Below are 22,076 nucleotides of genomic sequence, written 5' to 3' on the forward strand. Positions count from 1 at the left end.
CACGGCCAAGGTCACGGAATGGATCCCAGGGCCTCCGCGACGGAGCTTCGCTCCTGCTTCGCCCTGGGATGACGAAGTGCGAATGCCTCGACTAATCCCGAACGGCTGCGCCCCCTAAAGCATGTCGTCCAGGGACCAGTGCTTCCCCCACCTTGCATCGATCTCATCATCGACATTCTGGTAGCGGATATCGGTGGAGAGCCGGATACGCCCCTCCGCACTCTGGTTGGTCGTCGAGGCGTGGATCATGTAGGGCGAGTGGAGGACGACATCGCCGGCCTCGAAGTCCGCGATCAGCCAGCGTGTATCGAACCGCTCCGCCATGTCGGGCAGGTCCTTCGACACCCAGCCGCCCTCGCTCATGTTCCTGTTGTAGGCGCTGATGCGCTCCTGCGGGCTCAGCCCGGCATTGTCCCTGGCGAACCGGGCCTCCATGTCGAGGCCGATGGCGTGCGATCCCTCGAGATAAACCAGTCCGCCCATGTCGACGGGAACGTCGCCGATCGGGATCCAGGCCGTGACGATGCGGCTGGTGCCGCCGCGAAGATAGACGAGATCGTAATGCGCCGGCGTCGCCACGGTGGTGCCCGGTTGGGTGAAGCGCATGATCTTGCGCTTGTGCAAATAGGACAGCCCGCCGACGAACGCATCCATCAGCCGGGCCATCCGGGGCTGTGCGCAGAACCCTTCATAGGCGGTGGAGCGAACCAGCGCCATCAACCGGCGATCGGCGAGCTGACGGTCGAACGTGCCGGCCGCCAGGCCAAGCGCGGGATCGGACCCGGGCTGCAGCAAGCCGGTGTCGGCCAGATACGAAAACACCCAGCCGCGAAAATCTATGACGTCGCGGCGCGGCAGGATACCTTTCAGCCAGACATAGCCTTGCTCGGCAAGGAGGCCTCGAATGGCATCGATGCCGATCCCGGCGTCGGTTGGCACGAGATGACCCAACCGGTTCGGCGCCATCGATAATGTCTTGCCGTTGGCGTTCAGATCGATTGACGCAACAGGACTCCGTCGTTGCATGCCACCTGTTGAGCTTGACATTTCAGCCACCTGCGATTTTCCATCCTTAGCTGGAAATGTCATACTGTTTGCACACTCGCCCATGGACGTAACGAAGCCATGGACTTTTCGCTCATGAACGATCTCTCTTACGCACTCTACAGATCCGCACCGGCCGCGGCCGGCGGCCTGTCGGTTACAGGGATTGGTCGGCATCGCGTCACGCAGGCGATCCAAGCGCGCAAATTGCCGGAATTCGCCGTGGTGCTGATTGAGAACGGTCAAGGCTGGCTTGAAACCAGGACTGCCGGCATGCAGACGATCCAAGCGCCGGCCCTGTTCTGGCTGCTTCCCGGGAGGATGCATTCCTACGGGCCGGACGCATCGGGCTGGCTCGAACGCTGGGCGCTCTTCGACGGCGCCTTGATACGCGATTTCACCCGGCTGCGGCTGATTGCCGAGGACGCCCCTGTCGTCCCCTTGCGCGACCTCGGCAAAATGCAGCGGCTGTTCGACAGGCTGCATGGTGAGCTGTCGCTCGATACGATGCTGAGCCAGGCAGAAGCCGCCGCCACGATGCATCGCATCGTCGTGCGTGCCGCCCGCCAGGCAATGGATTGGAACAACCGTCAACGAAACCCCAGCCTCCAGGATGCCGCCGACATGCAGCCCATCGTCGACGAATTGCGCCGCTGCGCGTGCGACCCGGTCGATCTCGATGCCTTCGCCGCGAAATTCTCGATGTCGCCGGCAACCTTGCGGCGCAGATTTGCGCGGGCAGCCGGCATGTCGCCCAAGGCCTTCCAACTGCGCACGAGGCTCGACCGCGCCAAACAGATGCTGGCCGCCTCCGATTCGCCCATCGAGTCCATTGCGGCCGCCGTCGGCATCCACGACGCCTTCTATTTCTCCCGTCTGTTTCGCGACCGCGAAAACTGTTCGCCCAGCGAATTTCGGTCTCGCCACAACCGCAAGTGAGTGCAGGATTGCCGGGCTTAAACCCGCGAAGCGCTTGACTTTTTTCGGGGTGGGTCGGTGGCCGGCAGCGTGAGGCGCTTCACGTCGGCGGAATTCGACTTCGCATAAGTTCTTGAATCATATAAGCTTGTGCTGGGGTACCGGAACATGATGCCGAAAAGTGTGACGCGGTTTTCGGGCGACAGCATGCTCTATCTCCAGGCGACGAGGAGGGGTTTTGGCACTGGCTGCCGGCAGCACGACACGTCTGTGGACGCTTGTCGCTAAGGAGTTTTGGCGCAAGACGCGCCGGCGCCTTCGCGCGGGGCCAGTTTATCGCTGGCGCTATTCCGGGCGCACGCCCGAACGCGTCCTGATTGCACCGCCCGACCTCAGGCTCGCCGATCCGCAGATCGCGCTCGAGATCTACTATGGCCGCTATCCGCTGTCGGGACACCTCGTCGAGACCGGCGGCAAATCGCCATTCCAGATCGATGTCGCCAATCGCGGCTGGGTGAAGACGCTGCACGGCTTTCGTTGGCTGCGCCATATGCGCGCCGCCGGCACCGAGCTGGCCGCCGCCAATGCACGCGCGCTTGTCTCCGACTGGATCGCCATGCATGGCAACCAGATTTCCGGCATAGCTTGGGAGCCCGGCACCACCGCCAAGCGAGTCATTGCCTGGTTGCAACACTCCTCGGTTGTCCTACAAGGGGCCGAATTTCCGTTCTATCGCGCCTTCCTGAAATCGCTCGCCGTGCAGATCCGCTATCTCCGCTCGATGGCGCGCGAAATGCCGGACGGCAAGGACAGGCTGCGCGCTCGCATCGCGCTTGCCTTCGCCGCGCTGTCGCTGCCGGCGCCGGCCTCGGCACTGCGCGGCGCCACCCGCAACCTGGCGGAAGAACTCGACCGCCAGATCCTTCCCGACGGCGGCCATATTTCGCGCAACCCGATGGCGGTTCTCGAACTGCTCGCCGATCTCCTGCCGCTGCGTCAGACCTATGCCAATCAGGCCGAAACGCCACCGGCAGCCCTGATGGGCGCCATCGACCGCATGCTGCCGGCGCTCCGTTTCTTCCGCCATCAGGATGGCAGCCTGGCCCGCTTCAACGGCATGGGCGCGACCATCCACGACCGCATTGCCACCATCTTGCGCCACGACGACACCGCCGGCGCGCCGCTGCTGCACGCGCCGCATTCCGGCTATGAGCGGCTGTGTATGGGCGGCGTTACGGTGATTGCCGATACCGGCCCGTCGCCGGCCGTCGATGTGTCCAACGCCGCGCATGCCGGGTGCCTGGCCTTCGAACTCTCGTCCGGTCGCCAGCATTATATCGTCAATGCCGGCATCGACACCTATGGCGCTGCCGAGTTCCGGCCGCTGGCCCGTGCCACTGCGGCGCATTCGACCGCCACCATCAACGACACCTCGTCGGCGCGGTTTTCCCATTCGCTGCGCGTCAACGACCTGCTCGGCTCACCCTTGCTCGGCGGCCCGCAGCATGTGCCTTGCAAGCGCATCGACCAGAAGGGCACGCAAGGCTTCATCGCCCGCCATGACGGCTATATGCAACGCTTTGGCTTCCTGCATGAGCGCGAGCTGAAACTGTCGAGCGAGGGCAATGTGCTCGCCGGCAGGGATCGCTTCCTCCGCCCGGGCGGTGCGGCGATCCGCAACAATGGCCGCGACTTCGTCGTGGTGCGCTTCCACATCCACCCTGATATCAACCTTTTGCAGGACGAGCATGACCGCCTGGTGCTGACCGCCGACCAGGCCGACACCTGGGTGTTCACCTGCACCGAAGTGGTGCCGGAGGTCGAGGAATCGATCTATTTCGCCGGCCTTGGCGGCCCGCGCCGCAGCCGCCAGATCGTGCTCGCCTTCAAGGCCTCGGAGATCGCCGAGGTGCATTGGCAGCTCACGCGCACCGGCATCGCCGGCTATCCCGAGAACAGCTGAGCGTCGTTGCCGGCGCCGGCTTGATCGAGCTTCCGGCTTGATTTCCTGACCTCATGTGCTACGGCCCGGCAACGCTCTCCAATCAGCCCTGAAAGGCCGCCAGCCCATGGCCGTCGCCGCCAAGAACATTCCGGCACCCGACCTCGTTCCGGTCCGCCGCGCCCTGCTTTCCGTCTTCGACAAGACCGGCCTGACCGACTTCGCCAAAGGGCTGGTCGCGGCCGGCGTCGAGCTGGTCTCGACCGGAGGTACGGCAAAGGCGATCGCCGAGGCGGGGCTGGCGGTGCGTGACGTCTCGGAACTGACAGGCTTTCCCGAGATCATGGACGGCCGCGTCAAGACGCTGCACCCGTCGGTGCATGGCGCACTGCTCGGCGTGCGCGACGATCCCGAACACGCCAAGGCGATGCACGATCACCGCATCGAGCCGATCGATCTGCTCGTCTGCAATCTCTACCCGTTCGAGGAGGTCCGCCGTTCCGGCGCCGACTATGCCGCTGTTGTCGAGAACATCGACATTGGCGGCCCGGCGATGATCCGCGCTTCGGCCAAGAATCACGCCTATGTCGCCATCGTCACCGATCCCGGCGACTACGCCTCGGTGCTGAACGCGCTGGAGATGAACATCGGCTCGCTGTCGCTGGATTTCCGCCAGAAGCTGGCGGCCAAGGCCTTTGCCCGCACCGCCAGCTACGATGCGGCGATCTCCGGCTGGTTCGCCGAAACGCTTGAGATCGAGCACCCGACCTGGCGCGCCTTCGGCGGCAGGCTGGAAAGCGTCATGCGCTATGGCGAGAACCCGCATCAGAGCGCCGGCTTCTACGTCAATGGCGACAAGCGGCCCGGGGTCGCCACGGCTCGCCAGTTGCAGGGCAAGCAGCTGTCCTACAACAACATCAACGACACCGATGCCGCCTTCGAGCTGGTCGGCGAGTTCGATCCCAACCGCTGCGCCGCCGTTGCCATCATCAAGCACGCCAACCCGTGCGGCGTCGCCGAGGACGCTTCGCTGGCTGCTGCCTATGCGAGAGCGCTGGCCTGCGACCCGGTTTCGGCCTTTGGCGGTATCGTTGCCATGAACCGCATCCTCGATACCGAAGCGGCTCAGGAGATCGTAAAAACCTTCACCGAGGTGATCATTGCGCCGGACGCGTCGGAGGACGCTGTCCGCATCATCGCCGCCAAAAAGAATTTGCGACTGCTGGTCACCGGCGGTCTGCCCGATCCGCACGCCGGCGGCATCACTGTGAAATCCGTCGCTGGCGGCATGCTCGTCCAGGGCCGCGACAACGCGGTGGTCGACGATCTCGAGCTCAAGGTGGTGACCAGGCGCGCGCCGACGGCGGCCGAGATGGCCGACCTCAAATTCGCTTTCCGCATCGCCAAGCACGTCAAGTCGAACGCCATCGTTTACGCCAAGGACGGCGCCACGGTTGGCATCGGCGCCGGCCAGATGAGCCGCGTCGATTCCTCGCGCATCGCCGCCCGCAAGGCGCTCGACGCGGCGGAAGCAGCTGGCCTCGCGGAGCCGTTGACCAAGGGCTCGGTGGTCGCCTCCGACGCTTTCTTCCCTTTCGCCGACGGGCTGATCTCAGCCATCGAAGCCGGCGCCACTGCCGTCATCCAGCCCGGTGGTTCAATGCGCGACGAAGACGTCATCGCCGCTGCCGACGCGCATGGCATCGCCATGGTGTTTACCGGCGTGAGGCATTTCAGGCATTGAGCGCCTCTGCCTTTTCCCACAAGGGGAGAAGGAAAAGTGCGGCGCTATTCCACCGGCTGATCCGCCGGGTACGGCGTCCAGATCAATATCGCGATCCCCACGCCCAGGAACAGCACGATGGCCGCCATGCCGAGCCGCGCCGAGCCGCTGGCGAGCGTGATCGACGCCACCATGAACGGCGCCAGGAAACTCGTCGCCCTTCCGGCCAGCGCATAGATGCCGAAATAGCGGCCGGATTCGGCTGCGGTCACGCTGCGCGCCATGTAGGAGCGTGACGACGCCTGCACCGGTCCGAACGCCAGCCCGATCAGCAGGCCATAGAAAACGTAGGCCTTTTCCGCCGCCGTGCCGAACAGGCCGCCACTATCGGCTCCCGGCATCATCCAGGCGCCGAACAACGTGTAGCCTGGCCCGGTCGAAACGATGCCGATGGTGGCGATGCTGAGCAGGGCGAGCGAAATCATCACGATGGTCTTGGAGCCAAGCGCGGTGTCCAGCCATGCGGCAACCAGGCAGCCGACGATGGCGACGACGTTGAGGATGATGCCGAACATGCCGATCTCGGTGATCGACCAGTGGAACATCGCTGCCGCAAAGGTGCCGCCCAAAGCGAGCAGCGCATTGACGCCGTCCTGATAAATCATGCGGGCGACAAGGAAGCGGAAGATGCCTTTGCGCCGGCGCACTTCAGTCAGCGTCGACTTCAGTTCCGACAGCCCCTCGTGCACCGCCGGCCCGATCGGAATGCCTTTGATGGCGTCCGGCGTAAAGAAGAACATCGGCAGGATGAACAGGAAATACCAGCCGGCCGACAGCGGCCCGGTGGCGCGCGCGTCCTCGCCGAGTTTCGGGTCGAGCCCAAAGAGCGGGTCGACCCCGATGATCGTCTTGCCGGTCTCCGGCGAAGCCGCCAGACAAGCGACGACAAAGATCAGCGCGATCATGCCGCCGAGATAACCAAGGCCCCAGGCAATGTTGGAGACGTGGCCGATCTCGCTCTTCGGCACCAGGCGCGGCATCATCGAATCATTGAACACGGTCGAGAATTCCGCCGCGACCGAAGCGAGAGAAAAGAACAGCACCACCAGGAAAAGATTCGAGCCGGGAGCGGCAAACCATAGCAGGCAAAGGCTGATGATTTTGATCGAGGCGAAGAACGCAATCCACGGCTTGCGCGGCCCGGTCTGGTCGGCAATCGAGCCGAGGATGGGCGACAAAACGGCAATGACCAGGCCCGCAACAGCGATGCCGTAGCCCCAGGCCGCCTGGCCTGAGACCGGATCGCTCGCCATGCGCGAGACGAAATAAGGGCCGAAGATGAAGGTGGTGACGACGGTGAAAAACGGCTGCGCCGCCCAGTCGAAGAACATCCACCCCAGATGCCGCGTCCCGATGCCCGCTGCACTGCATCTACCGCCGCCATGATGATTCCCCCGGACACCGCGCTTGTCGGACGCCATGTCTGCATGTTTCGAATGCTCATGCAAACCGCCAAAGATTCGCGCTGCCCCTCACCTGGATGTCGCCGCTGTCTACCTGCATAGAGACGCGAAGAAAGGCGCCGCGCCCCTACCTCCCCCTTGTGGCGAGGTCGGACCGAAGGTCCGGGTGGGGTCGGTGCCGCACCCCACCCCGCTGCTTCGCAGCGACCCTCCCCACAAGGGGGAGGGTAAAGTCCCGAGCCTCACATCCCCGTCAGATCGCTCATCAGCCCCGAAGCCACCGACAGCCTGGACACGGTGATATCCCCGCCTTCGGTCAGCGCTTGCAGCCGCTCGCGAATGCGCGCCACGCGCTCGCCGCCGGCTTCCAGCCAGGCCGCCACAGGATCCGCCGTCCCGGTATGGCTGGCGAGAGCCGCCACCGCGATGCCGCGCCGCGCCGCGCCGATCGTGTCGGTGGCGCGCGACAGCGCCAGCTGGTCGTAATAGTCCGACGGCGTGATAGAACGCGCCGCCTCTTCGACGCGCGGAATGCGGAAGGCATCGCTGACGGCGAAGAACGCCTTGGCCGAGGCGACGACGTCGGCATTGGCCGTGCGCGCCGTCAGTGCGATGTCGGGGATCAGTCCCGCCACATCGGCCATTGCCAGCTGCCCGGCGAGCTTTTCCGGGGCGCCGGCCTTGAAGAGGCCGTGCCGCCGCTCCTCGACCCGCTCGCGCGAGAAGGCCGGTAGCAGCGAGAGCAGCTTCGGCTCCAGCGCCATGCGCGCCTCTTGCAGTTCGGCAATGCGCTGGCCGAGCGCTGCGGTGCCGGCATCGTTCTTCAGGTACCAGCCGCTGGTCACGAAGATAAGCCGGCTGACGGACTGGTAGAGATCGAGCTGCGCCTGGCCGTCGATGTGGCTGTCCAGCGCATCGATCTCCCGATAGAGCGCCGGCAGGGCGAAGCCGTCGCGCACCACGGCGAAGGTGCGCACCACGTCGGCCGCGCTGCGCCCCGTGGCTTCCTGCAGCCGGTTGACGAATGACGGTCCGCCGCGATTGACGAGATCGTTGGCGACGACGCGGGCGATGATTTCGCGGCGCAGCCGGTGGCCATGGATCTCGGCCGCGTATTTCTTCGCCATCCGATCGGGGAAATAGCCCATCAGGTCGCGGTCGAAATGCGCGTCGTCCGGCACGTCGCTGGCGACGATGTCGGAAAACAGCACGATCTTGGCATAGGCGAGCAGCACGCCAAGCTCCGCCCGGGTCAGCGGCTCGCCACGCGCCTCGCGCTCGGCAAGGGCGGCCGGCGACGGCAGCGTCTCGACAGCGCGGTCGAGCAGGCCCCGAGCCTCCAGCGCCGCCATGAACCGGCTCTGGTGCGCGATGTCGGCAAGGCCGCGCTTGCGGGCGATGGAGAGCGCCAGCGTCTGTTCGTAATTGTTGGACAGCACGAGGCCGGCGACCTCGTCGGTCATCTCGGCCAGCAGCTTGTTGCGCGCCGGCCGGGTCAGCGACCCCTTGCGCATGGCGGACGCCAGCGCGATCTTGATGTTGACCTCGACGTCGGAGCAGTTGACGCCGCCGGAATTGTCGATGGCATCGGAGTTGCAGCGACCGCCATTCATGCCGAATTCGATGCGGGCACGCTGCGTGACGCCGAGATTGGCGCCCTCACCGATCACTTTGGCCCGCACATCGAGCGCGGTGATGCGGATGGCGTCATTGGCGCGGTCGCCGACTTCGGCATTGGTTTCGCCCGAGGCCCGTAAATACGTGCCGATGCCGCCGAACCACAACAGATCGACATTCGCCTTGAGGATGGCGGTCATGATCTCGGCCGGTGTCGCGGTGGTCTTGGCGAGGCCAATCGCCGCCGCCGCTGCCGCAGGCAGCGTGATCGACTTCTGGCTGCGCGAGACGATGACGCCGCCTTCCGACAGCTTGGTCTTGTCATAGTCCTGCCAGGACGAACGCGGCAGCGCGAACATGCGCTCGCGCTCGGCCATCGACGCCACTCTGTCTGGATCGGGATCGATGAAGATGTCGCGATGGTCGAAGGCGGCGATCAGCCTGGTCTGCGGCGACAGCAGCATGCCGTTGCCGAACACGTCGCCCGACATGTCGCCGACGCCGACGACGGTGAAGGGGGTGGTCTGGATGTCGCGGTTGATCTCGCGGAAATGCCGCTTGACCGCTTCCCAGGCGCCCTTGGCGGTGATGCCCATCTTCTTGTGGTCGTAACCGGCCGAGCCGCCGCTGGCGAAGGCGTCGTCGAGCCAGAAGCCGTGGCTTTCGCTGATGGCGTTGGCGGTGTCGGAAAAGGTCGCCGTGCCCTTGTCGGCGGCGACGACGAAATAGGGATCGTCGGGGTCGCGCCTGACAACGCCGGCCGGCGGGATGACACCGTCCAGCCCGATATTGTCGGTAATCGACAACAGGCTGGAAACGAAATTCTTGTAGGCCGAGGTGCCGGCCTCGAAGATGGCGTCGCGGCCGGCGCTCATCGGCAGCTTCTTCGGATAGAAGCCGCCCTTGGCGCCGACCGGCACGATGACGGCGTTCTTGACCTGCTGCGCCTTGACCAGGCCGAGCACCTCGGTGCGGTAATCCTGGGCGCGGTCCGACCAGCGCAGGCCGCCGCGCGCAACCGGGCCGAAGCGCAGATGCACGCCTTCGACCTCGGAACCATAGACGAAGATCTCGCGCCACGGCCGCGGCGCTGGCAATCCTTCGACCGCCTGCGAGTCCAGCTTGATCGCCAGCGACTGGCCCCGCGCCTTCGTTCCCGCAACGAAATGGTTGGTGCGCAACGAGGCTTCGATCAGATTGAGATAGCGGCGGATGATCGTGTCGTCATCAATGTTAGGGACTTCCTCCAGCGCGTCCTTGATCTTGGCCTTGAGGTGCTTGGCGGCGATCACGCCTTCCGTCTCGGCGGTCGGGCCGAGACGAGCGACGAACAGCGCATGCAGGCCGCGCGCAATGTCGGGATAGCGGTTGAGCGCGGCCGCGATGAAATCCTGGCTCTGCGGGATACCGGCTTGCTGCAGGTAGCGGCCATAGGCGCGCAGAATGCTGACTTCGCCCGACCACAGGCCGGCGGTCTGGGCAAGCCCGTTATAGCTGTCATTGTCGATGTCGCCGCGCCAGACCGACAGGAACGCGTCCTCGAACAGCGCGCCGCCATCGCTGAGGTCGATCGGCTTGCCGTAGCTGTTCTCCAGTTCCATGTCGTGGACGAAGACGGTGTCGCCGCCGTCCTCGCCAACTTCGAAGGTGCGCTCGCTGATGACGCGGAAGCCGATGTTTTCCAGCACCGGCACGCGACGCGACAGCGCTACCGGGCTGCCGTGGTGGTAGATCTTCAGCGCTGCCTGATGCGGTTTCTGCTCGGCATGGCGGTAATAGTCGATGGCGATCGGGTTGGCGGTGCTGATGCCGGCGATGCGCCCCGCATCCTTCAGCGCGACGGCCGCGCTGAAGGAATCGCGATAGCTCTCAGGCAGACGCGCGGCGATCGCCTTCAGCGATGGATCGCCGCCGACGGCTTCCGCGGCTTCGGCCAGCGCGTCGTCCCAGGTTCGCACGATGTCGCGGATCGCCGCTTCGATCACCGCCTGCTCGACCTTCGGCGTCTTGCCGCCGGAGCGGCCGATGATGAAATGCACACGCGCCAGCCCGCCCTCGGGGAAAGCCGGATAGTAAGCCGACAAACGGCCCTCGAAGACGGTCTTGAGATAGGTGCCGATCTTCTCGCGCACGACGCTGTCATAGCGGTCGCGCGGCACGAAGACGAGGATCGAGACGAAGCGGTCGAACTGGTCGGCGCGCACCAGCGCCCGCACCCGCGGCCGCTCGACCAGGCCGAGAATGGCCGCGGCGTGCTTCTTCAGGATCGGCACCGGCACCTGGAACAGTTCGTCGCGCGGATAGCTCTCCAGAACGTTGATCAGTGCCTTGCCGGAATGGTCGTGCCGGTCAAAGCCGGACTTGGCGATGATGGTCTCGGCCTTTGACCTCAGATACGGGATTTTCATCACCGAGCGCGTGTAGGCAGTCGAGGTGAACAGGCCGACCATGCGCAACTCGCCGGCAAGCGTGCCCTTGGCGGTGTAGGTTTTGACGCCGATATAATCGAGATAAATGCGGCGGTGCACCAGCGACTTGGCGTTGGCCTTGGTGACGATCAGCGGCTCCGGCCCATGCAGGAAGGCGCGGATTTCGGGCGTCGTCGTCACCGCCTCGGTGCCGCGCCGGAGCACCAGCACATCCGGGTCGGCGAGGATGCCGAGACCGGGTTTGTCGGCGCGCTCTAGATTGCCGCTCTCCGCGCCACCGGAATATTTGAACTCGCGCATGCCAAGGAAAGTGAAATTGTCGTCGCGCAGCCATTCAAGGAAGGCGATGGCCTCGGCAACGCTCTTCTTGTCGAGCGGCACGGCGGAATAGCGGAATTCGGAAATCGCCTGGTCGAGACGGGCGAGCATCGGCTTCCAGTCGCTGACGGCGGCGCGCACCTGGTTGAGCATCTTGCGCAGGCGGTCGGCCAGCGCGTCGGCCTGCTCCGCCGTCAGGCGCGGAATATGGACATGGACGACGCTCAGCCGGTCGTGATTGCCATCGTCCTTGAGGGCGCTGCCGTCGCCGAGGATCTCGTCGACGCCGGCCTTGCCGTGACGCACGACGATGACCGGATGGGTGACCAAAGTCGGTTCGCCGGCAGTTTCTGTGATCTCGCCGAGGATCGAATCGAACAGGAACGGCATGTTGTCGTTGACGACGGTGATGATCGTCATCGGGCGGCCCTCGCGGGAGACGCCCGACCCGGCATCGACGGCGACGACACTTTGGCCCTTCTTGTGGGCGGCGACCGCACGTCCTGCCAGGTCGGCGGCGCGCTCCAGGTCGGCGGCGTCATAGGCGGCAATGTCTTCGGCCGGCGCGCGGGCCAGCAGATAGTCGGCGAGCCTGGCCGGCTTCCCGTCGGGTTTCACCCCGGCAGTGGCTGTTTTCTTCGGCTTAGCTGCGGATTTCACGCTCGCCATGTTGTCCTCCCGTCACATGCTTTTACGACTATGGTAGCAGATGACCGCTGTTTGGCGACAAAGGTTTGACGGCTCGATAAGAATTACAGGAATTCGACGGTCAGGCGGCGGTGAACCAGGAGGAGACCCCATGTCCGGCAAAATCAGCGCACTTGACCTCGGTATCGCGGAGCTGAGCGAGGCGACAAAAGCCTATTTCGCCAAATGCGAGGAAAAGCTCGGCCTGGTTCCCAACGTGCTTCTTGCCTATGCCTTCGACGAGAAGAAGCTGCGCGCCTTTACCGACACCTACAATGATCTGATGCTGAGTGAATCCGGCCTGTCGAAGCTGGAGCGGGAGATGATCGCGGTCGTCGTCTCCTCGATCAACCATTGCTATTATTGCCTGACCGCGCATGGCGCGGCGGTGCGCCAGCTCTCCGGCGATCCGGCTCTCGGCGAGATGATGGTGATGAACTTCCGCGCTGCCAATCTTTCACCGAAACAGACGGCGATGCTCGAATTCGCCGTCAAGCTGACGGAACAGCCGGCAAAGATCGTCGAGGGGGACAGGGAAGCACTGCGCAACTCCGGCTTCACCAACCGCGACATCTGGGACATCGCCTCGACCGCCGCCTTCTTCAACATGTCGAACCGCGTGGCGGCGGCCATCGACATGCAGCCGAACGACGAATACCACGCCATGGCGAGGTGAGGGTTAAGTGGTTCGAGCTTCTATCTTTGCAGCCGCCATCGTATCGGTTTTGCTGGTAGGCCATGAAACGCATGGTGAGACAACCGCCCCCGCCGGCGCATCCATTTCCCTTCCCTACCAACCAACCGCGGGACAAGTCTGGCTTGTCGAAATAGAGCGGACGAAGACGATTGCCGATCGCGGCGTCACCTCAACGGAAAGAGGCAGGATCAGCGGTCGATATGAAGTGATAGAAAGCCGCGAAGGCGGCTATTCCTCTGCCTGGACCACTACAGAACTTAGCAGCGGGCCAGTCCCGCTTTACAATTGGGCTACCGTCTCGGCGCTTCGCGGAATGCGCATCGAGTTCGATACCGACATTCGGGGAGCGCCTGTTGCCCTGAAGAGTTGGCCAGCTTTTCGAGACGTCGTCGAGAAGGAGCTGTTCGCACTGCCCAAATACGCCAATCACGAAGCAGCTCAAAATACGATTCGTAAGTTTTTCGCGGGTCTAACTCCCGAGACGGCTGTTCCTTACTTCCTACAGGAACTTGATATCATAGCGGCCTGCCAGAACAGCGATTTACCCATAGGCAGGGAAACAGCGTCGACCGACACGACGCTAAATGAAGCCGGTGACCCCTTCGCCAATTCGCGCTCGAGTCTGCTCGTTGGCGTCGATCAGATTGCGCGGACGGCAACGTTGAAATTCCACATGACCTCGGATGCCGAGAAACTCTCCGGGGTTCTTGTCGACACGGTCGAGAAACTGAATCCAGAAACGGGTAAAACGGAGAAGCAGATCGTCCGTACCGATGCTGCGGTTCACAAATCAAACACAGCTGACTGCACGGTCGACATCGATAGCGGCGTGACCAGACATGTTTTGTACGAGGAAAAGCTTGAGGCAATTGGGCAGAACAGGACAAAGGTGTTCGGCGACATATGGAACATAACTGTTACGCCGACAGCTAAATAGAGAGTCGTAACGGCGGCCATCGATATGCGGCCGAACGAACGATATCACGCCATAGACGAGATAACTCATGACCATAGACACCTCAGGCAAATGGTGGGTTGGAGGGAACCACGGACATCGCAGAATACCTGGAGGGGTATGCCTCCGAAGGATATGAGGTTCACGACTTCAGGCTCGCCCGCTGCAAGTGCGGTTCCATCTCGTTTCTCCTCGATGCCGACGATGACGAGGGTGTAGCGCGACGAACATGCACAGCCTGTGGCTCCGAGCATCTTATCTGCGACAGCGAGGAATTTTGGGACGAAGCCCAGCCGGAACGATGGGCGTGCACCGAGTGCGGCTCCGAAGCTGCAAACATCGGCGTCGGGTTTTCCATCTACCCGGGACGTGGCGGCGTTCGCTGGCTTTATGTTGGCGAACGATGCGCGCCTGTGGCGTTTTGGGATGCTTCGCCGGCTGGAAAGTGGGCACCGGCGACAGCATGGACCTGTTGGACAAAGTCTAGTTTTGAGGTGCCATAGAAAGGCGATCAGGATCGCGCCGCGATGGCCGCGGCGGCGCCGGCCATCGTCGTGGCGCTGACGCGGTTGGCGATCTTCATGGCGCGCTTGCTTTTCAACAGCTTGCGCGCCTGTGACGCCGCGATCACCCAGGCGAGATCGATGGCGATGAGCACAACCGCCATCGTCGCCGTCAGTTCGACCCAGCCGATGACGCTGACCGAAGCAAGGTCGATGATCGTCGGCAGCAGGGCCAGATAAAACATCATGATCTTGGGGTTGCCGAGCGTCACCGCCATGCCGGCAAAGAAGAGCTTGAGCGGCGAATCCTCACGCGGCATCTCGCCTTCCCTGGCCTCGACCGGCGCCGTCCACATCTTCCAGGCGAGGTAAGCGAGGTAGGCGACGCCCACCCATTTCACGACGACGAAGGCGAAATGAAACGTCTGCGCCACGACCGCCAGCCCGAACACCGCCAGCGACAACCAGATGCCCTCGCCGATCCACATGGCAAGCAGGAACGGGAACACGTCGCGAAAGCCCTTCGAGATGACGCGGGCGACAAGGGCTGCGATCGACGGTCCGGGCGAACCGGCGGCGACGAACAAAGCGGCGGCGAAGATCAGGAGCGAGGTGAGGTGCATGACGGAGCCTTCGAGCGTTGGATGGCGAAGAATATCCGATCGGCGTCAATTTGGCACCCCTCTGCCTGATGGGCCAACGAACGCGACACATTTCGGAGATCGGACTTGCCCGTGCCAGCGGTTTGAGAAAGGATCGCGGCCGTGAAATCAATCGTCATCCACGCCGCAAAAGACCTGCGCATCGAAGAGACCGATTCGGGCGCGCCTGGCGCCGGACAGGTCGAAATATCGGTCGAGGCCGGCGGCATCTGCGGCTCGGACCTGCACTACTACAATCATGGCGGCTTCGGCGTGGTGCGCCTGCGCGAGCCTATGATCCTCGGACATGAGGTCGCCGGCACGGTGAAGGCGCTTGGCGCCGGCGTCTCCAGCCTCGCCGTCGGCGACCGCGTCGCTATTTCGCCCAGCCGGCCCTGCAATGCGTGCCGATACTGCCTGCAGGGCGTGCAGAACCAATGCCTCGACATGCGATTCTACGGCAGCGCCATGCCGATGCCGCACATACAGGGGCCTTCCGCCAGCGCCTCGTCGCCGAGGCTTGGCAGTGCCACAAGATCGCCGATTATGTCTCCATCAACGAAGCCGCCTTTGCCGAGCCGTTCGCGGTAACGCTGCATGCCGTCAACCGCGCCGGCTCGCTGCTCGGCAAGCGGGTCTTGGTCACCGGCTGCGGGCCGATCGGTGCGCTCAGCATCCTTGCCGCACGTGTCCACGGCGCGCGTGAGATCGTCGTCACCGATGTCATGGACGCGGTTCTGGCCAAGGCCAACGAGATCGGCGCCGACCGCACCATCAATGTCGCCACAGATGCCGACAAGCTCGCTGGCTACAATGTCGAGAAGGGCAGTTTCGACGTCATGTTCGAATGCTCCGGCAATGAGCGCGCGGTGCGAGCCGGGCTCGATGTGCTGAAGCCGCGCGGGGTGCTCGTGCAGCTCGGCCTAGGCGGCGACATGTCGCTGCCTCAGAATCTCATCGTCGCCAAGGAGATCGAAATGCGCGGCTCCTTCCGTTTCCACGACGAGTTCGCGCTGGCCGTCGATCTGATCAACAACCGTCGCGTCGACGTTAAGCCGCTGCTGACCGGCATCTATCCAATGGACGAGGCGGTTGCGGCTTTCGAGATCGCCGGCGACCGCAACAAATCGATGAAGGTACAGATCGCCTTCGCCTGAGCAGGGCGAGACACCCTATGAACCTTGCCCGCTCGGCATCTTGCCGCTAGAAGAACCGTCCCGACATTCATTTCGAGCTTCATTTTGCCTCAGTAACCGCCGGTCTCGCCAACTCCCCTGATCACACTTGGCAGGGCGCCGCACTAAGCGGTGCCTGCTCCATTTCACGTGTTCCTCAGGCGGCGGTTCGAGACCGGTTTGGCACTGCTGAACCGTTGTCGCGCGCTTTGCCGCCCGTGACAGCTGATTTCCGACATAGCTAGCTCTCGCCACGCCGTGCCCGCATGGGCATCTCGCCATTGCCGACCTGAAGAACTTCCACACTGGAAGGTCTTCCGGCTTGTCCCAACATCTCGCTATCCACTGGGCAATCACGCCCGAAATCGCGCCTCGACCCCTGGTCCACTGCAACCGCTGCAGCGCCGTGAAAGCCTATCGCTGCAGCGACAAATTCCGCGTCAACGCCAATGGCAAACGCATTGATGTCTGGCTGATCTATCGCTGCATCGACTGCGACAATTCGTGGAATTTCGGCATTTTCGAACGCTGCAACCGCCGCGACATCGAACCCGCGCTGCTGGCAGCGCTCGAAAGCAACGATCCGGCCCTCGCCCGCCGCCATGCCTTCGATGTCGTGGCTTTGCGAAACCGGGTCGGCCGCGTCGAGGAGTTTCCCGATGTCGCCGTTCACAAACACCGGCTCGGCGGCGAAGGCGAACCCGCAGCCGCGCTTGAAATCAGGCTTGGGCTGGAAATGCCGACATCGCTGCGGCTCGACCGTCTGCTCGCCGGCGAACTCGGCATCTCGCGGTCGCGGCTTCAGGCACTGGAGGAGAAGCTGGTGTTGACCGTCTTTCCGGAGGGAGCCAAGGCTTTGCGCAAGCCGGCTCGCGAGGGGACGACCATCCGCATCGACCTAGCCGGCGAAGCGGATCGCGAAGTCATCATCTCGGCGGCCGGAGGATGAGCCGCTGCGGCCAGGGGTTAATCGCTCTCTTCAGAGGTCGAAGCGATCAAACCCTTGGCCGCTTCGAGATCGCTGTCGGCGACCTGCACATGGGTCAGGCTTTGCCCGCTCGTATCGAGATGCGCCGAAAATGCATAAATCCCGTAGGCTTGAAGCATCGATATGCAGACCGCGGCCTCGGGCCGATTGTCGAATACCGCAGCCGTGACCAGTTTGTCGCTCATTGCGCGCCCTTAAGCTGCACCGACCACCTTGGCCGACCTTTCGAAACGCATCCTATACGGCTTCCAACTCCTTGGCATTTTTCCGTCGTTCAGACGCGCCAAGGAACCGCAGAGGAAAAGTAAGCATCCATAGATTGGGATGTGCCCTGCGCATCATTTTCCATGCGTAGCGGTCTGCCTGCTTTTCCTGATCGGGGTCTTGTCCCATTTCGACATGCTGCAGCGCATGGTGGCCTATTTCGTGATAGAGCGTTTTCTCGATCATGAATCTGCGAAATGCGTTGCCAATCCAATGTTTGGATGGGCGTCGCCAGACAATCTCGATGACCGATACTGTCTGGAGGTAAGTGCCGGCGAACTCGGGTTCGGGGATTTCCGGGATTATATAGATTCGCGAAATGCCAATCAGATCGGCTGCAGGTACATTTGCAAGCCAGTGGCCAATGTGCCGCGCCGCCTCCAAACCACTGTCGAGCTTGCCATGCTCCAGAACAGTGATGTCGCCAACTGAAGACCGCAGCCAGTCGTCCATCGCAAAGCGAACGATGCTGCGGAGCGCAGCGCGCATAAGGGGAGTTATCGGTCCTGCAAGCGAATCCGAAATATATCGTCGAGATGCATCTTCGTTAATATCGTGCAGGGCAGTAGCGAGGCCCGCCACAACCGTTGAAACTTCGCGATGGGAAACCTTACCCAGATCGATCTTTGCCAGCTCATACTCGATCGCCGGCAGTGCCGCGTTGCCAAATCCAACAAGCTTTTTGTGGGCTGCGAGCCTTCGCCGCGTGTCGTCTTGCATAAGACTCCGCACGAAATCCCGAACGGCATTTCGCACACCCGTTTCCTCGCCTCCACCCACAGCTAGCATACCGTGCGGAGGAGTGAGAGGAACGAGAATATCATGACACTATGAGCTTCCGCTGTGGTCCTTTGAAGAGACACCGCTGGGCTGGCTGGGCGCCAGGCTGCTCCCAGTGGGAAGCCTGTCCCATTCGGCGAGACGATGGGTTGGGTCGTCCCCATCTCGCCAAAACAAAAACCGTTACGCCGCGCCGACCACTTTGGCCGACTTCTCGAAGCGCTTGCGCTCGTTCGGGTCGAGATAGAGCTTGCGCAGGCGGATGGTCTTCGGCGTCACCTCGACCAGCTCGTCGTCCTGGATCCAGGCCAGCGCGCGCTCCAGCGTCATGCGGATCGGCGGCGTCAGCTTCACCGCCTCGTCCTTGCCGGCGGCGCGGATGTTGGTCAGCTTCTTGCCCTTCAGCACGTTCACTTCGAGGTCGTTGTCACGGCTATGGATGCCGATGATCATGCCCTGATAGACCTTGACGCCCGGGTCGATGACCATCGGGCCGCGGTCTTCGAGGTTCCACATGGCATAGGCCACTGCCTCGCCCTGTTCGTTGGAGATCAGCACGCCGTTGGTGCGGCCCGGCAGTTCGCCCTTGTAGGGCTGGTAGGCGTGGAACAGCCGGTTCATCACGGCGGTGCCGCGCGTGTCGGTCAACAGTTCCGACTGGTAGCCGATCAGTCCGCGCGTCGGCGCGTGGAAGACGATGCGCTGACGGTTGCCGCCCGAAGGCCGCAGCTCGACCATCTCGGCCTTGCGCTCCGACATCTTCTGCACGACGATGCCGGCGTGCTCCTCGTCGACGTCGATGACGACTTCCTCGACCGGCTCCAGCAATTCACCGTTCTCGCCCTTCTGCATGACGACGCGCGGACGCGACACGGCGATTTCAAAGCCTTCGCGGCGCATCGTCTCGATCAGCACGGCCAGCTGCAATTCGCCGCGGCCGGAAACGAAGAACGAATCCTTGTCGGGCGATTCCTCGATCTTGAGCGCGACATTGCCTTCGGCTTCTCGCAGCAGGCGGTCGCGGATGACGCGGCTGGTCACCTTGTCGCCTTCGGTGCCGGCGAGCGGCGAATCATTGACCAGGAAAGACATGGTCACGGTCGGCGGATCGATCGGTTGCGCATGCAACGCCTCGGTCACCGCCAGGTCGCAGAACGTGTCGGCGACGGTGCCTTTGGACAGGCCGGCAATGGCGACGATGTCACCCGCCTGCGCCTCTTCGATCGGCTGGCGCTCAAGGCCACGGAACGCGAGGATCTTGGAGATGCGCCCGGTTTCTATCTGCGTGCCGTCATGGTGGAGCACCTTGACCGCCTGGTTGGACTTCAGCGTGCCGCTCTCGATACGGCCGGTAATGATGCGGCCGAGGAAGGGATTGGCTTCCAGGATGGTGCCAATCATGCGGAACGGGCCGGGATGAACGGTCGGCTCCGGCACATGCTTGATGACGAGGTCGAACAGCGGCGCCAGGCCCTGGTCCTTCGGGCCTTCCGGATTTTCCGAGACCCAGCCATCGCGGCCAGAACCATAGAGAATCGGGAAGTCGAGCTGGTCGTCGGTGGCGTCGAGGGCGGCAAACAGGTCGAACACCTCGTTGACCACTTCGACGTGGCGGGTGTCCGGACGGTCGATCTTGTTGATGACGACAATCGGCTTCAGGCCGACCTTGAGCGCCTTGCCAACGACGAACTTGGTCTGCGGCATCGGGCCTTCGGCGGCGTCGACCAGCACGATGGCCGAATCCACCATCGACAGGATGCGCTCGACCTCACCGCCGAAATCGGCGTGGCCGGGGGTGTCGACGATGTTGATGCGGGTGTCCTTCCAGTCGACCGAGGTCGCCTTGGCCAGGATGGTGATGCCGCGTTCCTTTTCGAGGTCGTTGGAATCCATGGCGCGCTCGGCGACGCGCTGATTGTCGCGGAAGGAGCCGGATTGCCGCAGCAATTGGTCGACGAGGGTGGTTTTTCCATGGTCGACGTGCGCGATGATCGCGATATTACGAATTTTCATTTTGTGGTCTCGGGAGCGTTGCAGGCAGCAGGCCAAAAGGCGCCGCCTCTTTCGGTTGCGCGGCTCATACAGGGTTTTTCGCAATTGCGAAAGAGGAGGCGCATCACCAAATACTCATCAAATCTTAAGCATCTCGGTGTGAGGTGGTTTTGTTAACCAAGGCGGGAACCTTTCTGGGCCCGGGTAGTTCGAAATTCATGACCGACAAACTCAATCGATTTTGGCCACTCATCGCTTCGGTCGCATTTGCTGCCCTGCTGGCGGCCAATGCCGCCCAATCGGCCGCGACGGTGAAGGAAGCCAATCCCGCCTCGTCGTCCGACCGGACGGCCGAGCAGATGTTTGCCGACGCCCCTGATGGCGTCGACCCCGTGGTCACCGGCCCGGTGAGCGCCTCTTTCAAGCAGAAGCAGCAGGTTGCCGGCTGCGACAGCGCCGTTTGGCCGAAGATTCCGACGGTTTGCTATCCGGACTGACGGCTGCCCATTCCAGGCGTAGCGATCCTTCGCACCGACCCATAGGCTTACGCCGACCGCACCGGATCGAGCGTCACCAGGGGGTGATTAGTACCGCGCCTTACGCCGCTTGCGGCTCCGGATCGAAAGCCGGCCTGCTCGTATTGATCAGCAGCGACAGACACGCAGCCACGATCGCCGTCATGCCGGCGATCAGGAAAGCCAGCTCGTAATTGCCCTGCAGTTCGCGCATGGTGCCGCCGAAGGCGGCGGCGGTGGCGGCGCCCACCTGGTGGCCGGCTACGATCCAGCCGAACACGATCGGGCCGCTGCGGTCGCCGAAGGCCTCGTTGGCGAGCCTGAGCGTCGGCGGCACGGTGGCGATCCAGTCGAGACCGTAGAGCACGGCGAAGATGATCAGGCTGGTCGCCGAGAAGCCGGAATAGGGCAGATAGATCAGCGCCAGGCCGCGAATGCCGTAGTAGACGCCGAGCAGCTTGCGCGGGTCGAAACGGTCGGTGAGCCAGCCCGACAAAGTCGTGCCGATCAGGTCGAAAATCCCCATCAGTGACAGCAGGCCCGCGGCCCGTACCTCGGGGATGCCCATGTCGCCGCAGAAGGAGATCAGATGCGTGCCGACCAGCCCGTTGGTGGTGAAGCCGCAGATGAAGAAGGTGGCGAACAGATACCAGAAGACGCGGGTGCCGGCGGCGCGGCGTAGCGTGTTCAGCGTATGCGCCAGGAAATTGCCTTGCGATGCCGGCGACACCGGCGGCACGTCATCCGCCCCGGCGCCATAGCGCACCATGCCGATCGAAGCGGGACGCTCCGGAACCAACAGCCAGACCAGCGGCAGAAGACAGGCGGTGGCGATCGAGACGGCGGTAGCGACGGGCTGCCAGCCGCCCGACTGGGCGAGCGATGCCAGCAGCGGCAGGAACACCAACAGGCCGGTGGCGCTGGAGGCCGACATCAGCCCCATCACCAAGCCGCGATTGGTCTTGAACCAGCGGTTGACGATGGTGGCGCCGAGCACGGTGGCGACCGCGCCGGAGCCGATGCCGGAAAACACGCCCCAGGTGAGGAACAGGTGCCAGGGCTCGGTCATCAGCAGGCTGAGCGCGGTCGAGCCCGACATGATCACAAGCGAGGCAAGCAGCGTGCGGCGCAAGCCGATACGCTCCATCAATGCGGCGGCAAACGGCCCGGTCAGGCCGTAAAGGAAGATGCCGATCGCAGCGGCAATCGAAACCGTATCGCGCCCCCAGCCGAAGCTTTTATCCAACGGCAGCATCATCACCGAGGGTGCGGAACGAAGCCCGGCCGCGATCAACAGGCAAAGGAAGATGACGCCAACCACGACGAAAGCGTAGCGCTGGCCAAAGGGACGGGATTGAGCTATCATGTTACTGACCGGTACGTTGCAGGGTGAGGACATGTATACGTACCGATCGGTAACACGTC

The 22,076-nt window shown here is 63.2% G+C and carries 14 protein-coding genes and 2 pseudogenes; 8 read left to right on the top strand and 8 right to left on the bottom strand.

Annotation, left to right across the window (positions count from 1 at the left end):
• Positions 1 to 114 precede the first annotated feature (114 nt).
• Positions 115 to 1,026: a phytanoyl-CoA dioxygenase family protein gene (locus tag NLY44_RS20920; RefSeq protein WP_032905197.1), complete on the bottom strand. Its 912-nt coding sequence runs from the start codon at positions 1,024 to 1,026 to the stop codon at positions 115 to 117.
• Between the two features lie 99 nt (positions 1,027 to 1,125).
• Here NLY44_RS20920 and NLY44_RS20925 point away from each other — a divergent pair, with 99 nt between their 5' ends.
• From NLY44_RS20925 to purH, 3 genes are all read left to right on the top strand, one after another.
• Positions 1,126 to 1,983, top strand: coding sequence for a helix-turn-helix transcriptional regulator (locus NLY44_RS20925; RefSeq protein WP_444848998.1), 858 nt, complete (start codon positions 1,126 to 1,128; stop codon positions 1,981 to 1,983).
• A 217-nt stretch (positions 1,984 to 2,200) separates the two neighbouring features.
• A complete protein-coding gene (locus tag NLY44_RS20930; protein ID WP_023732954.1) occupies positions 2,201 to 3,925 on the top strand; it encodes a heparinase II/III family protein in 1,725 nt (574 codons plus the stop codon).
• A gap of 106 nt (positions 3,926 to 4,031) precedes the next feature.
• Complete coding sequence (purH, locus tag NLY44_RS20935; RefSeq protein WP_023737927.1) at positions 4,032 to 5,648, top strand: bifunctional phosphoribosylaminoimidazolecarboxamide formyltransferase/IMP cyclohydrolase; 1,617 nt, start codon at positions 4,032 to 4,034, stop codon at positions 5,646 to 5,648.
• Between the two features lie 44 nt (positions 5,649 to 5,692).
• Here the strand turns inward: purH and NLY44_RS20940 are convergent.
• A pseudogene (locus tag NLY44_RS20940) lies at positions 5,693 to 7,071 on the bottom strand (MFS transporter).
• Positions 7,072 to 7,332: 261 nt separating this feature from the next.
• Positions 7,333 to 12,123, bottom strand: a complete 4,791-nt coding sequence (locus tag NLY44_RS20945; protein WP_023806395.1) for an NAD-glutamate dehydrogenase — start codon at positions 12,121 to 12,123, stop codon at positions 7,333 to 7,335.
• 130 nt (positions 12,124 to 12,253) lie between these two features.
• Between NLY44_RS20945 and NLY44_RS20950 the strand changes: the two genes are divergently transcribed.
• Positions 12,254 to 12,817 (top strand): peroxidase-related enzyme, encoded by a 564-nt coding sequence (locus NLY44_RS20950; protein WP_023806396.1) that lies wholly within the window; start codon positions 12,254 to 12,256, stop codon positions 12,815 to 12,817.
• Positions 12,818 to 12,824: 7 nt separating this feature from the next.
• Entirely contained in the window at positions 12,825 to 13,775 is a 951-nt protein-coding gene (locus NLY44_RS20955; protein ID WP_156935557.1) for a hypothetical protein, read from the top strand.
• 529 nt (positions 13,776 to 14,304) lie between these two features.
• On the opposite strand, the gene NLY44_RS20960 is transcribed toward NLY44_RS20955, so the two are convergent.
• Positions 14,305 to 14,919, bottom strand: coding sequence for a LysE family translocator (locus NLY44_RS20960; protein ID WP_023712044.1), 615 nt, complete (start codon positions 14,917 to 14,919; stop codon positions 14,305 to 14,307).
• Between the two features lie 141 nt (positions 14,920 to 15,060).
• On the opposite strand from NLY44_RS20960, the pseudogene NLY44_RS20965 reads away from it, so the two are divergent.
• Positions 15,061 to 16,094 (top strand): annotated as a pseudogene (locus NLY44_RS20965) (L-idonate 5-dehydrogenase).
• 340 nt (positions 16,095 to 16,434) lie between these two features.
• Positions 16,435 to 17,061 carry a DUF1062 domain-containing protein gene (locus NLY44_RS20970; RefSeq protein ID WP_023806397.1) on the top strand — a complete coding sequence of 209 codons (627 nt, stop codon included), beginning with the start codon at positions 16,435 to 16,437 and terminating at the stop codon, positions 17,059 to 17,061.
• A gap of 17 nt (positions 17,062 to 17,078) precedes the next feature.
• Here NLY44_RS20970 and NLY44_RS20975 read toward each other — a convergent pair whose 3' ends face one another.
• From NLY44_RS20975 to typA, 3 genes are all read right to left on the bottom strand, one after another.
• The gene (locus NLY44_RS20975; protein ID WP_023688850.1) at positions 17,079 to 17,285 is read right to left on the bottom strand and encodes a hypothetical protein; all 207 of its coding nucleotides are present in this window, start codon (positions 17,283 to 17,285) and stop codon (positions 17,079 to 17,081) included.
• Between the two features lie 52 nt (positions 17,286 to 17,337).
• A complete protein-coding gene (locus tag NLY44_RS20980; RefSeq protein WP_023704967.1) occupies positions 17,338 to 18,084 on the bottom strand; it encodes a M48 family metalloprotease in 747 nt (248 codons plus the stop codon).
• A 243-nt stretch (positions 18,085 to 18,327) separates the two neighbouring features.
• A complete protein-coding gene (gene typA / locus NLY44_RS20985) occupies positions 18,328 to 20,157 on the bottom strand; it encodes a translational GTPase TypA (RefSeq protein WP_023806398.1) in 1,830 nt (609 codons plus the stop codon).
• Between the two features lie 197 nt (positions 20,158 to 20,354).
• Between typA and NLY44_RS20990 the strand changes: the two genes are divergently transcribed.
• Positions 20,355 to 20,633: a hypothetical protein gene (locus NLY44_RS20990; RefSeq protein WP_032905198.1), complete on the top strand. Its 279-nt coding sequence runs from the start codon at positions 20,355 to 20,357 to the stop codon at positions 20,631 to 20,633.
• A 100-nt stretch (positions 20,634 to 20,733) separates the two neighbouring features.
• On the opposite strand, the gene NLY44_RS20995 is transcribed toward NLY44_RS20990, so the two are convergent.
• Positions 20,734 to 22,017 carry an MFS transporter gene (locus NLY44_RS20995; RefSeq protein WP_031202809.1) on the bottom strand — a complete coding sequence of 428 codons (1,284 nt, stop codon included), beginning with the start codon at positions 22,015 to 22,017 and terminating at the stop codon, positions 20,734 to 20,736.
• Positions 22,018 to 22,076 lie beyond the last annotated feature (59 nt).

The organism is Mesorhizobium sp. C089B (genome assembly GCF_030323125.1).
In the GTDB taxonomy this organism is placed as follows: Bacteria; Pseudomonadota; Alphaproteobacteria; order Rhizobiales; family Rhizobiaceae; genus Mesorhizobium.